This window comes from Chitinispirillales bacterium ANBcel5 (assembly GCA_029688955.1).
Classification (GTDB): Bacteria; Fibrobacterota; Chitinivibrionia; order Chitinivibrionales; family Chitinispirillaceae; genus Cellulosispirillum; species Cellulosispirillum alkaliphilum.
The window spans coordinates 14,182-29,897 of the sequence record JARUKZ010000018.1; the positions used below are offsets into that span (position 1 = coordinate 14,182).

The window sequence follows — 15,716 nt, forward strand, 5'->3', positions numbered from 1 at the left end:
ATCATCAATAATAGAAATTATAATATAATTCTGTATTTTAAAAAGATAAAAGAAATTATAATTAAAAAAGTATAGAATGCTAAGGAGAAGAAAAAAAGTACATAAAATCATGAAGGAAGACAATCGCCCCCTCTATTCAAGCATATATACTGCGTTTCGTCCCTTTCTTTTACCCTCTATGAGTGAATGTTCCAATTGTTTCATAAATTCAGTAGAAGTGGAATCATTTCGACACTGGCCAACCGAAAGGGTAAGTGTTAGACCATCCGGCAAACCTTGTATTCTTTGTGTTCTTTCATTTACCCGCTCCCGTAACCTTTCTGCAAGCTCCATTGCCTCACGACGGTTAGTATTTGGCAGAATAAGTAGGAAACGATCGCCGGAATAGCGGGCAAGAATATCAACATTTCTAATGGTTTTTGTTATAATTTTTACTATAATGCCTAATATTTTATCTCCCTCTTCGTAAGAGAACGTTTCATTCACTCTATGAAATTCATCCACATCAAGCATTATTGCAGAAAGAGCGTGTTTATACCGTTTGCTGCGAAGAACTTCTTCTTTAAGTTTCTCTACGTGATATCCCGGAGAATACAGCTTTTCAAACCACTGTTCCTCTTTTTTCTCTGTACTATGATAGGTTGGGGGAGGAGTAGTTCGCTTATCTACGCCCTGAGTTTCAATATAGTCTAATGCTGCAGTCTGTATACCTACCCGTCTCAGAAGCTTTTTTTCCATTTCTGTCTTATTTTCAAGAATACGACGCCATAGAATTAATGCCTGATCATCGGACATCGTTTTTCCTGTTAATTTTTTAATCAATACAGAAAAAGGATTGCGCTTTGAAGTGAAAGTCTCGTAGAATGAACGTTTAATCTGCTCAAATGATCTTGGGTCAGCTTTTTCCAACGGGCGTTGGATGTGTTCTTGAAAATTTTTGATATTAATTTCGTATGTCATTGTTTTATAAAACTCTTTAATAAAGATAAACAAAGTGCGTATATAAATAAATTCATTGAATAACTATTATCAATAATTTTTAGCAAAAACAGAGACAGAGTCGAATTTTTTTATGCCCAAAACTATTTTTTATAGCTTAGGGCTTGAAACAGCTATAGATTGTACCTTGATTTCTGTCCCCATAATCACTACAGGAAGGACCCAGTATGAGTATATTTGAAGTTAAATGCCCGATGTGCAAAGGAACACTTTGGATCGATCCTGTTACTTCTAAGGTCGTTGAACATAGATCTGCCGAAGAAAAAAAAATGGGCTTTGAGGAGTTTTTGAATTCAAGAAAAAAAGGCGTATGTTGGGATGATAAGTTTAAAAAGGCTAAAGAGGAAGAGAGAAAAAGAAAAGAGCAGATAGAGCAGAAATTTAGATCTGCAAAAAATGATAGTTCTGAATCAAGCGAGGATTCAAAATTCCGGTCACCTCTGGACTGGGATTAACTGGAGGGGTATAGTGAAATCTGTTTTTTTAATATTTACAATTCTGGCGCTAAGCTTCATAAATGCAAGCGGCGCAGGAAAGGAAAATCAAGTGAACGGAAAAGAACTGGGTGATGGTATCTATGCGAAATTGAAGACAAACAGGGGTAACATTGTTGTAAGTCTTGAGTATGAAAAAGCTCCCCTTACAGTTACAAATTTTGTTGGTTTGGCAGAAGGTAACCTTGGCACTACCCGTGGAAAAGGAACTAGATTTTACAACGGACTCACCTTTCACAGAGTTGTACCAGGGTTTGTAATTCAGGGGGGTGATCCTGATGGAAATGGTACTGGTGGTCCTGGCTATCAGTTTCCAGATGAGTTCCATCCCGATTTGAAACACGACTCAGCCGGTATACTTTCTATGGCTAACGCCGGTCCCGGAACTAATGGTAGTCAATTCTTTATAACTCTTGGAGCCACCCCCCATCTTAATAACAGACATTCTGTTTTTGGCCACGTCGTAGAGGGTATGGATGTGGTGGAGAGTATATCACAGGGTGATAAAATTGAAGAGGTGGAAATACTACGAATAGGGGATAATGCTCAAAATTTTAAAAGTGATCAGCAAGCTTTTGACAAACTAATTGAGCAGATAGGCCAAAAGGAACAGGATGCAAAAAAACAACACCTCCAAAAACAAATGCAATTAATTGAAGAAAAATTTTCGGATGCAAAAATTATGGAGGAATCGAAGATAAGGTATATAGTCCATTCAGAAGGCAACGGAGATAAACCGAAAAGAGGTTCAACTGTTAAGGTCCACTATACTGGTACATTCCTAAATGACAGAAAATTTGACAGTTCACGTGATCGCAATGAACCATTTTCCTTCAGACTTGGTGTGGGACAGGTTATTGAGGGGTGGGATATATCTGTTATGGATATGAAAAAAGGTGAGAGGCGTACTGTGGTGCTTCCTCCCCAGTATGCGTATGGTGATCAGGGAATCGGTGGTGTAATTCCTCCTGAAACCTATCTGGTATTTGATATCGAGCTTTTAGATTTTAAATAAACGTCTAAATTTGCCGGGGCCTGTGATTATATGGGCTCCGCTTTGTTTTTCCTGTAGAATTGTTGGTATTTAAACATCATTAACGCACCAGTAGTTGCTCCCAAAGTATTAAATATAAGGTCCGAGAGTTGGGAACTTCTTGTAGGTAAATATATCTGCAAATACTCTATAGACAGACTTAAGCCAAAACCTAACAAAACAGTCAAAAGAACTGATTTTTTCTCAAAGCTACTTTTAAACAATCCACTAAAGAACACAAAAGAAATAATACCCATTGGTAAAAATCCTAAATAATTAGTTATGATATCCTGGTAATAAGAACGATTGTGTATGAAATCTACCCAAATTGGAACAAGAAAGTCTTGTCTTGGCGCACCAAAACGTTCTGGTACCAAAAGCCCCTCACCCGAAATCAAATCGGTAATAGTTGAGTTCATTTGAGCATTTAGTATATAATACATAAAGGGGGGATACCTACCGGAGTGTGATGAAATACCCAGTTTGTATCTATAAAAGTGTTCTTTAACAATGGTTAACGGAAGTCTGTTTGAGTAAAGAGAAATTGATGACAGTATCCCACTCCAGGGAGAAGTACCTGAAGCGTTGTTTGCGATTATCAGTTGAGTGCCATCACGAAGAATACTACCCATATCGGAGAGGTATTCGGATTCACTGATAAGTTCTCCGTCTACAAAAATTGCTCCCCGATGAGAATCACTAATTATAGAAATAAATACTGGTTTTGCGATATTCAATAACGAGCTGGTTGATACTTCCGGGAGGCTTTTGTGTACATCTTTTGAATCGTGACGTCGAATAATTATACTCTCTTTCCATTGCCCTATTGTTACCAGCTCTTTACCTTCATTATCTGCAAAAGTTATGATGGTTGGAACAGAATGATTGGGGAATTCAGAAGGGATGAGTGTAAATTCAAGAGTAAGTCCTGTGGCATTGGGCCTGATGATACGCTCGGGAGTATACGCTATTCCAAGGGGACCAAAAAAAAGACCATGTTCGGTTCTGTGTACCTCATTTTCCTGATAAAAATTAAATGGTCTCAGTCCAAAGTAATAGATAAGAGAAATCATCAGGATAAATACTACTCTAACAGGCCATTTATGTCTTAAAATTAAGCGTATTATCATAGTGTTTCTCCTTTAGCTAGAAGAATAGAAGCACTACTTTTCTAAGGTACAAACTTTATGCCATTCGCTTTAGCATCTTTTATTTACTATTTTAATAACCTTTAATTAAAACCTTAATAGCTGTGGAAAAATATGGACTTGTTTGAATCACAAAAAGAACACTTACTAAAACAAAACGCACCCCTTGCCGATAGAATGCGTCCAAGAACGCTGGATGAATACATTGGACAGGAACATATTATAGGAGAGGGAAGGCTTCTTAGAAGAGCTATTCAGATTGATCAGCTTTCAAGTATCATATTCTACGGGCCACCAGGAACTGGTAAAACTACTTTGGCACGTATTATTGCCAATACCACAAAAGCAAAGTTTATCTCTATTAACGCGGTTCTTTCGGGTATAAAAGACATAAGAGAAGCTATAGATAATGCCCATAAAACCCTTTCACTGTACAGAAAACGAACAATTCTTTTCATTGATGAAGTACATAGATTTAATAAATCTCAGCAGGATGCACTGCTTCCCCATGTGGAAAACGGAATTATTATTCTGATTGGCGCCACTACAGAAAATCCTTACTTTGAAGTAAATAAAGCACTCGTTTCACGGTCTAGAATTTTTCAACTTAGTGTACTTACAGAAAAGGACCTTAAAAACGTAGCGATACAGGCTTTGAAAGACTCTGAAAGGGGTTATGGAAATAAAAATGTAAAAATTGCTGATGAGGCTCTTGATCACCTGGTAAAAGTTGCCAACGGAGATGCCAGAGGTGTTTTAAACGCTCTTCAACTTGCAGTTGAAACAACTGACCCCGATGAAAGCGGTAAAGTTTACATTGATCGAACAATCGCTGAGGAGTCGATTCAAAAGAGAGCTGTGCTCTATGACCGGGATGGGGATGCTCATTATGATACAATTAGTGCATTTATAAAGTCCCTCAGAGGATCAGATCCTGATGCAGCCCTGTATTGGATGGCAAAAATGGTTTATGCTGGTGAAGACCCAAGGTTCATATTTAGAAGGATGGTAATTTTTGCCTGCGAAGACATTGGTCTTGCTGACCCATATGCCCTTGGTGTAGTCATGGATGCAGCACAGGCATTTGATTATGTGGGGCTTCCCGAGGGACGTTATCACCTGTCACATGCTTGTATCTACTGTGCTACGGCTCCTAAAAGTAATTCGAATATGGCCTTTTTCGACGCACTGGCAACAGTTTCTCAACAAACAGAGGATGATGTCCCCGACCATCTGCGTGACCCTTCAAGAGACAAAGAGGGGCTGGGGCACGGTGAAGGATATCTCTATCCCCATGCTTACAGAGAGCACTGGGTCGCGCAGCAATATCTCCCTGGCAGTCTCCAGGGAAAGCTCTTCTACCAGCCAGGTGAAATAGGGTACGAAAAGAATATTAAAGTCAGGGTGGAGCGGTATCGGGAAGCACAGCTTGAAGCAATGGTGGACAATGAAGATAACGGATTGACCGGTGGCCAGGAGAATGGCTCTGAACAGTGGATACAAAGAACATTGGGTGCTAAGGGGAAACTGCTTCAGATGATCAGAGACCGAGTAATGGAGCTGGCTTCCCCCAATCGCTCCAGCCTCATTCTGGATCTTCATGCCCGCACCGGACTGTTGGCTTTTGAGGCTGCACGAAGAATTACTGAAGGAGGTGTTTGGGCTGTAGTTCACGACAATAAAGAATTTGATACCATCGCAAAAATGGCATCACGAATGGATCCGCTTGCACGGCCACAGCTTGTTTTAAGTAATACCGCTGATGTAATTGAAGCAATCAAATCTCAAGCTGGAAAATCAGTACGCTTTGATATTATTACCGGTAGAAATGTCTTAAGAAGTATTGATGCAAAAGCTGAGTTTCTTAAATCTATCTCCTCTATTCTCCAACCAGATGGTAAGATTGTACTTTCGGAAACTGTGCCATCAATGGGACAGCGAATCTCTGATATTGCGGGTGATATCTTCGACAAGGAAACGTTAGTCCGATTTAAAGAAGCGGAAAACCATCTGTTTAATAGCAAAGATGATCCATTAATGAGCTGGGATGCTAACAGTATTATTGATGATTTAGAGAAATTAGATCTCTTTACCATCTCTTCAAGTATGCACATTGATAGTTCTAAAAGAAGAATAACACCTGCAGAGATAGATTTTTGGTTCAGGTATTCTTCTGAAGGACAACGGCTTTCTCTTGGAGACAGGCTAAGAGAACTATTCAATCCAAAAGAAATGCAGTCTTTACAGAAAAAGCTTCATTTAAAACTCGATAATAGAGATTTTTTGTGGAAGAGTGTGGTTCTTTTTATCTGTTGTAATAATCGAAAACAGAGCTAGGTATTATTTAAGTCTACTTAGAATATCCACTGTTGCTGTTGCGCCGATTCTGCTGCACCCCAACTCTCTAACCTGTAAGGCCCTCTCCAGCGTCCTGATCCCGCCAGCAGCTTTTATCTTTATGCTATCAGCACAATACTGACGCATCAATTTTATATCCTCATCTGTAGCACCACCACTACCATACCCAGTGGAAGTTTTTGCATAATCCACACCGGTATCATTGCATATCTTACAGACTTCAATTTTTTCAGGGTCTGAAAGATAACAATTTTCAAAGATTACTTTTACAATAGCATCACTGCTATGCGCAGCTTCAACAACAGAGCGTATTTCATCACCTACGTATTTATACTCACCTGATTTTAGTTTAGAGATGTTTAACACCATATCCAGTTCAACAGCTCCGTTTTCAAGTGCTTCATTGGTTTCAAAAAGCTTGGTTGCAGTGGTTGTGCTGCCATGTGGAAAACCTATTACAGTGGAAACTTTTACAGAAGATCGGTTTATTATTTCATAGGCTAATTGTACATCACAGGGACGCACGCAAACAGAAGCTACCTCGTATTCAAGAGCTATGTTGCAACCATCTGCAATGGTTTTTGAATCTAACTGAGGCTTTAAGAGTGAGTGATCTATCATTTGGGCTATTTCACTGTAAGTGGCCATATCTTCTCCTATAGGTAAAAAAAAGGTGGTCTGTTTAAAAAACAGACCACTAACAAAAAATTACCATTTACCAGTTTTGTTTTTTTCTGCTTTAGGTAAAGAGAGCAGTTCACTTTCAGCTTTATCAATCTGTTCCTGTGGAAGTGAATGATCCATCAACTCCCCGTTAAGGAATTTGGAGTATCCAAGAAGGTCCATATGCCCGTGACCACTTAAATTCATAAGAATTACTTTCTCTTTGCCTTCTTCTTTAGCTTTAATAGCTTCCTGGATTGTAGCTGCAATTGCATGACTTGATTCTGGAGCTACAATCATACCCTCTGTTCGCGCCCACTTAAGAGCTGCTTCATAGCACTCAAGCTGAGGAATAGCTCTTGGGGTACTGAGTCCTTCAACAACGGTTTGGCTTACAAGGGGAGACATACCATGATACCGAAGACCACCGGCATGAATTGCTTCAGGTACAAAGTTATGTCCAAGCGTGTGCATGGGTAATAGTGGTGTAAAACCTGCAGTGTCTCCAAAATCGTAGGAGAAGACACCTCTGGTTAGAGTGGGGCAAGAAGTGGGTTCAACCGGAATAATTTCAATTTCTGCACCATTAATTTTATCATTTATGAATGGAAAAGTAATACCCGCAAGATTACTTCCCCCACCAGCACACCCGATGACAACATCCGGTTTTTTGATCCCAACTTTTTCAAGCTGCTTTTTTGCTTCAAGCCCGATTATTGTTTGGTGAAGCATCACATGGTTTAGAACACTTCCAAGAGTATATTTAGTAGACCCGGATTTATCAGAAATAGCCGCTTCTACCGCTTCACTGATTGCTATCCCAAGGCTCCCGGGTGTATTAGGATCTTTCTTAAGTATATTTCTACCAGCCTCAGTCTCTGTGCTTGGACTTGCAATACAGCTTCCCCCCCAGGTTTCCATCATAGTTTTTCTAAATGGTTTTTGGTCAAAACTTATTCTTACCATAAAAACTTTACATTCAAGCCCGATTAAAGAACAAGCAAAAGAGAGGGCGCTGCCCCACTGACCAGCACCGGTTTCGGTTGTTAGTACTTTTGTTCCAGCCTGCTTGTTATACCAGGCCTGAGCGAGGGCAGTATTTGGTTTATGACTTCCTGCAGGAGAAACTGATTCATCTTTATAGTAAATTTTTGCTGGTGTTCCAAGGGCCCGTTCAAGGTAAACGGCACGTTTGAGAGGAGAGGGCCTCCAGCGATAAAGCATATCAAGAATTTCCTCGGGTATGTCTATCCAGCGCTCTGTACTCACTTCCTGTTCGATGAGGTTCATGGGAAAGATTGCAGAAAGCTTTTCTGGCGAAAGCGCTTCACCATCAGGCCCAAGGGGCGGCTGCATAGGCGTTGGAAGGTCCGCGGCGATATTATACCACTGGCGGGGGATTTCACTCTCATTAAGCACTACTTTAACACTCATTGTTCTAACCTTTCCTGAAAGTAAGTCATATTTTAATCTGAAAGTAACCTATTTACTGCTGATGAATCATTTTTTATGAGTTTTGAGCCACGGGTGATTTTGCACAAACTAACACCCAGCTCTGAAGATATCTTACGCTGACTATCACCACGTTTCAATCTTTTTATAAGTTCCCATCTCAGTGCGATATCCCTTAACTCCGAATCGGTGAATAGTTCAGAAAAAAAATTGCGCATAAGGTTGAAATCATCAATCCGGGTGATTAAGGATATGATTTCATCATACGAAGAGTTCTGTGTAGCGGTGTTTCTATTCATAGAAACAATATAATATGCGCTAAAAACAAAATAAAAATATTCTTTAAACTGATTACTCGGCGCGGTGTATCTCCAAAATATGGGCTGCAATTCTAAATGAAAAATGATTTATTCTCTGTATTTCTTCGAGAAGGTCTACATGTATTGAAGTGGTTTGAAGTGATTCTGGCTTTCTTTGATAGAGTCTTTTCATGTGGTGTTCTACATACTTGTTAAACTGAGAGCGAATCTTATGCTTTTGATTGAATATATGGCAGGCCAGATTCTTATCATTTTCGGCAAATGCAGTAAATACGTTCACAAGCAGTGTTGTGGTTTCATCAAAAAATTTCGATATCTCCTCTTTACCTTCATCAGAAAGCGGAATCGGACTGGATTTAATTTTTGCTGCAAGCTCAATAATTCGTTTTGAAATGATATCCCCAATATGTTCTAAATCAGTAGTGATCATTATGAGCTGATAGGCTTTAGTGGCTTCATTGGTGCTGAGTTCTTTATGAGAGATACGGGTAAGAAACGTAACGATATTTTCATGCAGAAAATCGACCTCATTATCTTGTTCAGAAATAGCGTTGAACAGTTTGGTATTGTACCCTTTAACCAGGTTTCTGCAATTATGACACATATCAGTTACACGTTTACCCATCCTCGAAATCTCATTTTCTGAGAGAGAAAGTGCAAGAGATGGCAATGTCAACACTTTTTGATGTATATGTTTAAGCTGATATTTTGGATTTAAGGCTGAATCGTTTTTGATCAATGAAAGGATAAATTTTTCAAAAGGCCTTAGGAATGGTAAAAACAGGACTGATATAAAGATATTGAAGAAAGTATGCATTGCCGCAACCTGAAAAGCAGGGGAACCACCGATACTGATATCAGCAGCTTTAAGTACCCAATAAAGGGGAAAAATTGCAGCAGCTCCAATAAATTTGAAGAAGAAATGTGCCCATGCGACCCGCACGCCTTCGGGTTCTGCACTAAAAGTTGAAATCAAAGCTGTAGCACAGGTCCCAAGATTTGCTCCAAGAACAAGGGGGAGTATATCAGCACTTCCCGGCATCCATCCGCTGCCTTCAAACGATGCAACCAAAGTAATGAGTATGGCAAGGGTGGCTGCGCTGCTTTGAATAATAGCAGTAAACAGGGTACCGGTTAAAAGTCCCCACCATGGGTTTAAAAAACTTTCTCTTAGAAGATATTCAAAAAACGGGAGACTGCGAAGTGGTGTAACTGCTTGTGCCATGAGGCTCATTCCAAAGAAGATGAACCCAAATGCCAAAACGAGATTGCCATAATCAGCTACCTTTTCCGATTTGATAGAAACAGAGGAAAAGAAACCAACAGCGATTAGAATAGGTGAAAATTGGTGAAAATTGAAAGCAAAAAGTTGAACCGTTAAAGTCGTTCCCAGATCTGAGCCCAGAATCATACCCAAGGACTGCCCAAAGCTCATCAGTTTTGCGCTCGCAAGCCCTACAAGCATCACTGTGGTAGCAGAGGAGGACTGAGTTATTATAGTGGTGGTAAAACCAGCGACATAAGCACTCAATCGGTGTCGGGTAATAAGATTTATCACCTTTTTTACATCTGTTCCCCCCAGATGTCTCAGATTTTTTTCCCCCTGCTGCATTCCGTAGAGAAACAGTGCAAGTCCGCAAAGCAGTGAAAAGAGATCAAGGATTGAAAAAGTATCCATTTATTTCTAACTCCAATAGCCAAACGAGTTCCTGAGTAGACGGTTTGTTCTTTTCAGGTATCAGGGCAAAAAGTGGCCCAGTTAAAAATCTTTAAATTTCAGGTGGTTAGTAGAGTTGCAAAGAGCACTCAATACAAAATCCCGTTCCTATAATTATACAATCTTACAATTATGTTTAAAATAGAGTAGTGAAAAATCTATCATTATACCAAATACTATATTATTTAAAATTCCATAATTCTTGTATTCTTAGTTTAACTGAAATGGGCTGGGGTTAAGTTATGAAAGGGTTAAGTCTCTTTGTAGGTTTATATCTTGTAATTATTGGTATTGGTACTGCTGAAGCGAACGTATATGAGGCTTCTGCATTAAAAATAATTTCCTGGCCAGTTATGGGTACCGCGAAACTAACAGCCGGTACCGGTGGATTCTTTCTGATACGAGTATTTAGGGAACGTGCTAATCACCGAGACTCGCTGATTACGGCAGTCGAATCGGAGTTTAAAAATGCAGCGCAGCTATTTTCTGAAAAAGAGTACGCGGAAGCCTCACAAGCATACCGTTCTGTACTTGAAGACTTGTCTTCCTATTTATCCTTTGAAAGACATATTGATCCGCCGGAGGGAATGGACAGCGCCTCTATAACTGAAAAGATTGGTTTAAGCGACTTTTTGCATGAAACAATGGAATTTATTCACCAGTTTAAAGATGATGTTGCACAACTTCCTGATACAGAGCAGAAAATAATCCTACAGGATCGAAGAGAGATAAAAAGAAGCGTAGCACAACTGAAAGATACACTTAAAAGCGTGAAGACTAACAGCCCCCGATATAGTTCAGTACTAAATGATTTGCTTAAGAAAAGCATTTCTGATCTTAATCGTGTTGATACTTTGCTTTTAGCAGCTTATCCCCAGGAGCAACTTGATTTCGATTTAAAATCTCGTTTTTATTATAACAGAGCAGTTGAATCAAACGATACTTCAGTAATAAGGAGATATGTTGAGGATTGTGATTACTACCAGATTGAGAGAAGATGGTGTGAAAAAGCCCGTGTCATGCTTGAGCAAAAAGCAGTGGCAACCCAGTTAGCTCCCGATAGCATAGACGATCCAGTCAGAAGTGAGTATTTAAAAGCGATGGAATCGGGTAAACTCTCCAGGCTTGAAGCTTTTATAGATACCTATTCCGCTTCAGGGCATAGTGTGTATAAATCTTTGGTTGATAGTGCAAAAGATCTCAGAATGCTATTTAGAAACGAAATGGAGGATGAACTTGCTTTCAGTAGAAGGCACCCCCTCTTTTTTAATGCTGATTTTTCTAAATTTGGGATAACGGTAGAGGGCGCTGACAGTAAAACAGAAGAGAAAATCTTTCACTTTATCTCTGAAAACAATACTAATTTAAGAAACGTAGCGAGGTTACGATTTCCTGCCGGCCTTTCCATCGATCTTACCACTGAAATGCCAATGATAACGCTTACCGCATTTATAAGTTGTGAACGAGATGTAGAGAAAGAAGGGGCAGAGGGAAATTATATGATTGAACTTCCCGGAGTACTATCTGCTTTGAATTTACTTACAACTTTCCGTAATTTTGTAGTGAAAGAAGACCTTCAAGAACATATTGTTAAAAAATTAAACGCATCTGTATTTGCTGTTCGCCTGAGAAAAAACAACGATAAATTTATTACCCTGTATGCCAAAACAACAGTTGATGGAGTTATAGACTGGTATAACTTGGTTGACATAACAAAAGAAGGTGAAAATGTACGTGTGTACGATCAAACCTATTTGCCAGATATAAATATCAATGCCAATACCGATTGTTCCGTATCAGATTTTTTCAGTTCAGCCATTAGTGAGTAACAGTTATCCAGGTTACTAAAGAATTTTCCCTGATTTTAAATCAAAGGGTAGATATCCTGAGCTTATTACAGAGTTCTTTTTACTTCTGCTAAGCCGCTTAAAGTGGTATTCAACTTTCTGGGCCAGTGAACGGTTTCCGATTTTTACACTAAATTCTACCCTTAGCGGTGGATGAGAATGGAAAAATTTTGCCCGTCTCTTGGTGGTGCTTAGATGTTCTCCGAATCTTCTTTTTATGTTGGTAGTGATACCTGTATAGAGATAATTATCCTTCGTTCGTACCACATATAAGTAGTAGGGATTACTATAGCTACTTTTTACCTTACAGGTCAAACTGTCAAAAACTCCCTTTTAAAGAAATCTACTGAATTAATATAAAAATAATCAAAAGTAATCCCTATTTCATTTTTTAAACATCCAACTAATAGAGGTCGTAATCTAATTGTGCAAAAGTACTTCTGGGGTGACGTCCAAAGGTAACACAGGTGATTACAATCGCTAAGGAGTAGGTTATGGAAACTAAGGATAAGACTATTTTGGTGACAGGGTCAACTGGGCATCAGGGCGGAGCAGTGGTTCGCCATCTCTTAAAAGATGGGTGGAAAGTTTGTGCTTTAACTCGTAACCCTGAAAAAATAGAAGCTAAAGAGCTTAAAAATCTGGGAGCCGATGTGGTAAAAGGAGATTTGACAGAAAAAGCTTCATTAGAAAAACTACTTGAGGGTGTATACGGGGTCTTTAGCGTACAGCAGCCACTTGAACACGGTGTTGATAGTGAAATAATGCAGGGAAAAGCATTGGCCGATGCAGCCAAAAAAGCGGGAGTTAAACATTTCGTTTACAGCAGCGTTGGTAGCGCTGAAACAAAAACCGGAATTCCTTTTTTTGACAGTAAGGCAGAAATTGAGGATCATATAAAGAGTCTGGACCTCAATTATACCATTTTGCGACCGGTATATTTTATGGAAAACCTGTCAGATCCGGCTATAAGAGATAAAATTTATGATGGGGTGCTATACTTACCGCTGGGGCCCGATGTTTCACTACAGCTTATATCTGTGGATGATATAGGAGCCTTCACAGCACTGGCATTCAGAAAACCAGAGGAGTTTAGCAAAACAGAACTCGACATTGCTGGTGATGAACTGACTGGACCGGAAATGGCTACAATACTGAGCAATGCAATAGGGAAGAACGTTGTATTTAACCAGGAACCACTTGAGCAGGTAAGAGAGTACAGTGCAGAGCATGCCATGATGTACGATTGGTTCAATTTAAGAGGGTATAGTGCTGATATATCTGATTTAAGAAATATAATCGTTGATTTGGATACTTTTGAAGATTGGGTTGATAAAGCCGGATGGCACAAAGCAGCTGCTTAAAACGACAGGGAGAGATTTGAAACCAGATCTCTCCCCTTTACATCAATAACTCAGAAACATATACAAGCTTAACACCATTGCTTTTAAGATTTGGTAGTTGATCGTTAAGGATATCAATAAAAAGTGATGTAGGGGGAGCTTTTAAAACAAATCTTCCTGTATTGTGAGAAACTACTGCATAGTGTAAAAGCTTATTTCTTATCTGCTCTGCGTTATCCTGTGGATCTATGACCCCGTCTACAGAGGTGTACTGTGCATTATGATAGGCGGCTATTGAATCAGCTTTTGAAAATCTTGATTTGTTTATATGAATAAAATAGCTATCATGGTTATTAATTTCTGACATTATAGTGGTAACAACTCTTGAATTTTGCATCGACCGGTTGCCATGAAAGTTCCCAACACCCGAAAAATCCGGCAAAGAGCCAACAGCCTGCGATAAAAGATTTTTTATCTCATTTTCATCATGGTGTACCATAATAGCAGCATCGTTATATCTGCTGTATGACCTTGGTAATTCTTCCATCGGTACAAGAACAACTACCTCTTTGTTGTATTCATTTGCAATTTGGGCAGTCCAGGGCGCAAGACGCTCATGTGGAAGAAGGGCTATTGTAAGTGGTTCAGGGAAGGAGAGGTATTCAACAGTTGTTTTATCTGCCTCAAAACCAAAATTGTAGATAAGAATGGCAAATTTTGAAGTATTTGAGAGAAAGCGTGAAGACCTTGACACTAAAAGTTTGATATCGGGTTCATTTGGTTTTGTGCTTTTAAAGGTAATTGTGCTTCTGTTATTACTGCGTAGAAAACTATCTGCTACCTTGTAATTAGTTGCATCCACTGCTTTTGATAATTTCCAAACCACCCATTCGATAGGTCTACCACGGGGAACAGATGCCTGAACCTCGATATTAATTTTAGAACTATCAAAGCTAAAATCGCTTTCCCGTAACTCCATAATTTCAAATAGTCTTTTCAGATTGTTTTTTATGTTTCCCTGGGACTCAAAGGCTAACTTATCACCTTTTGATGATTCAAGAGCCTTATTTCGCGAGCCAATAATGAGAAATAGAGCTACTGCAAGAACGGATGCACCGATCAGTAAGGGGCGATAATCGTACGTTTTTTTACTCAAATTTAGCTGTTCTCTCTTAAGCGGCTATAGGAACCATTTAAATCTTTTTTTAAGGGAAAGATACCAGAAAATAGCCATTGCTTAGAGCTTCTGCAAGCATTCCTTTAAGGGATCAAAGCAGAAATTATAGCACCTTTTTTACACATTTCTTGTAAATCGGTTATAAACAGGGTATTTTTATCTACTGAAAATGGAAAAGATAATTATACCTGTAATAATGGGCCCAACTGCTGTAGGAAAAACTGAACTGGCCCTTCAACTGGCATCAGATTATGATTACGAAATAATCTCCTGTGATTCCAGGCAGATATACCGCCACATGGATATCGGCACAGCAAAGGTTAGCTGCAAAGAAAGAGAAGGTGTCAGGCATTGGCTTATTGATGTTTTAAACCCTGATCAGGCTTATTCTGCTTACTCATTTGCTAAAGACGCACTTGCTATTATGCGTAGCAGAAAAAAATTAGGAAAAAAAACTTTGATCTGTGGTGGTACCGGTCTGTATTTTTATACTCTGACCCATGGAATGGGTGCTGTAATTGATGCTGATTCTGAGATCAGGGCCAAATTACAGCTAAAAGCCTCCAGGCAGGGAGAAAAAGTTTTACATGAAGAGCTAAAAAGCGTAGATCCTATAAGTGCTGATCGATTGCACCCTAACGATCTTCAAAGAATAATCAGGGCACTTGAAGTATATTATCACACAGGAAAACCTCTATCCTTACTGCAGGAGAAAAACACCCCACCTTCTGATGTGGAATTCAGATTATTTATTGTAACCCGTCCCAGAGATGTTCTCTATGAGAGAATAAACAGAAGGGTTAGGGAGATGATAAATGCTGGATTATATGAAGAATTTCGCCTTTTGTGTGCTTTGGGATATGATGAAAAAAGCCCGGGAATGCAGTGTGTAGGTTATAAAGAACTTTTTGATGTGCAAAAGGGAAACATTACACTTAAAGAGGCAATCGAAAAAATCTCTCAAAATTCAAGGCGTTATGCAAAACGACAACGTACATGGTTTCGAAACAAAACTGCAGGAATCCAGTTCTCTTATAATACGGCTCTGAAGAGTCTTAAAGAAGAGATCGAAAAAATTCACGAAAAGTAATTATTTGCAACATTCTTTTAACCATGGTATAATAATTATCTAAAATAGTATGCTTCATCAGTATGGCTTCAATAT

General features: G+C 39.2%; 14 protein-coding genes. 6 read left to right on the forward strand and 8 right to left on the reverse strand.

The features are described from left to right. Positions 1-132: 132 nt before the first annotated feature. Positions 133-960: a GGDEF domain-containing protein gene (locus QA601_10885; protein MDG5815588.1), complete on the reverse strand. Its 828-nt coding sequence runs from the start codon at positions 958-960 to the stop codon at positions 133-135. Between the two features lie 206 nt (positions 961-1,166). On the opposite strand from QA601_10885, the gene QA601_10890 reads away from it, so the two are divergent. Both QA601_10890 and QA601_10895 read left to right on the forward strand, forming a co-directional pair. Beyond that, positions 1,167-1,454, forward strand: coding sequence for a hypothetical protein (locus QA601_10890; GenBank protein ID MDG5815589.1), 288 nt, complete (start codon positions 1,167-1,169; stop codon positions 1,452-1,454). Positions 1,455-1,545: 91 nt separating this feature from the next. Then, entirely contained in the window at positions 1,546-2,508 is a 963-nt protein-coding gene (locus tag QA601_10895) for a peptidylprolyl isomerase (GenBank protein ID MDG5815590.1), read from the forward strand. Positions 2,509-2,534: 26 nt separating this feature from the next. Here the strand turns inward: QA601_10895 and QA601_10900 are convergent, their stop codons facing one another. Then, complete coding sequence (locus tag QA601_10900; GenBank protein MDG5815591.1) at positions 2,535-3,656, reverse strand: VanZ family protein; 1,122 nt, start codon at positions 3,654-3,656, stop codon at positions 2,535-2,537. A gap of 132 nt (positions 3,657-3,788) precedes the next feature. Here QA601_10900 and QA601_10905 point away from each other — a divergent pair, with 132 nt between their 5' ends. Further along, positions 3,789-6,011 carry an AAA family ATPase gene (locus QA601_10905; GenBank protein ID MDG5815592.1) on the forward strand — a complete coding sequence of 741 codons (2,223 nt, stop codon included), beginning with the start codon at positions 3,789-3,791 and terminating at the stop codon, positions 6,009-6,011. 3 nt (positions 6,012-6,014) lie between these two features. On the opposite strand, the gene deoC is transcribed toward QA601_10905, so the two are convergent. Genes deoC through QA601_10925 form a run of 4 tightly spaced genes read right to left on the reverse strand, consistent with a single transcriptional unit; the run spans position 6,015 to position 10,145 of the window. Beyond that, positions 6,015-6,680, reverse strand: coding sequence for a deoxyribose-phosphate aldolase (gene deoC, locus QA601_10910; GenBank protein MDG5815593.1), 666 nt, complete (start codon positions 6,678-6,680; stop codon positions 6,015-6,017). A gap of 60 nt (positions 6,681-6,740) precedes the next feature. Further along, on the reverse strand, positions 6,741-8,129 hold the full coding sequence (locus QA601_10915) for a TrpB-like pyridoxal phosphate-dependent enzyme (protein ID MDG5815594.1): 1,389 nt from the start codon (positions 8,127-8,129) through the stop codon (positions 6,741-6,743). Positions 8,130-8,161: 32 nt separating this feature from the next. After that, entirely contained in the window at positions 8,162-8,446 is a 285-nt protein-coding gene (locus QA601_10920) for a Trp family transcriptional regulator (GenBank protein ID MDG5815595.1), read from the reverse strand. A gap of 52 nt (positions 8,447-8,498) precedes the next feature. Then, positions 8,499-10,145, reverse strand: coding sequence for a Na/Pi cotransporter family protein (locus QA601_10925; protein MDG5815596.1), 1,647 nt, complete (start codon positions 10,143-10,145; stop codon positions 8,499-8,501). 281 nt (positions 10,146-10,426) lie between these two features. Between QA601_10925 and QA601_10930 the strand changes: the two genes are divergently transcribed. Then, a complete protein-coding gene (locus QA601_10930) occupies positions 10,427-12,013 on the forward strand; it encodes a hypothetical protein (GenBank protein MDG5815597.1) in 1,587 nt (528 codons plus the stop codon). A gap of 15 nt (positions 12,014-12,028) precedes the next feature. Here the strand turns inward: QA601_10930 and QA601_10935 are convergent, their stop codons facing one another. After that, a complete protein-coding gene (locus QA601_10935; protein MDG5815598.1) occupies positions 12,029-12,346 on the reverse strand; it encodes a GIY-YIG nuclease family protein in 318 nt (105 codons plus the stop codon). Between the two features lie 179 nt (positions 12,347-12,525). Between QA601_10935 and QA601_10940 the strand changes: the two genes are divergently transcribed. Next, positions 12,526-13,395, forward strand: a complete 870-nt coding sequence (locus QA601_10940; GenBank protein MDG5815599.1) for an NmrA/HSCARG family protein — start codon at positions 12,526-12,528, stop codon at positions 13,393-13,395. 37 nt (positions 13,396-13,432) lie between these two features. Here QA601_10940 and QA601_10945 read toward each other — a convergent pair whose 3' ends face one another. Beyond that, a complete protein-coding gene (locus QA601_10945) occupies positions 13,433-14,530 on the reverse strand; it encodes a divergent polysaccharide deacetylase family protein (GenBank protein MDG5815600.1) in 1,098 nt (365 codons plus the stop codon). Between the two features lie 190 nt (positions 14,531-14,720). Between QA601_10945 and miaA the strand changes: the two genes are divergently transcribed. Beyond that, positions 14,721-15,641 (forward strand): tRNA (adenosine(37)-N6)-dimethylallyltransferase MiaA, encoded by a 921-nt coding sequence (miaA, locus tag QA601_10950; protein ID MDG5815601.1) that lies wholly within the window; start codon positions 14,721-14,723, stop codon positions 15,639-15,641. Positions 15,642-15,716 lie beyond the last annotated feature (75 nt).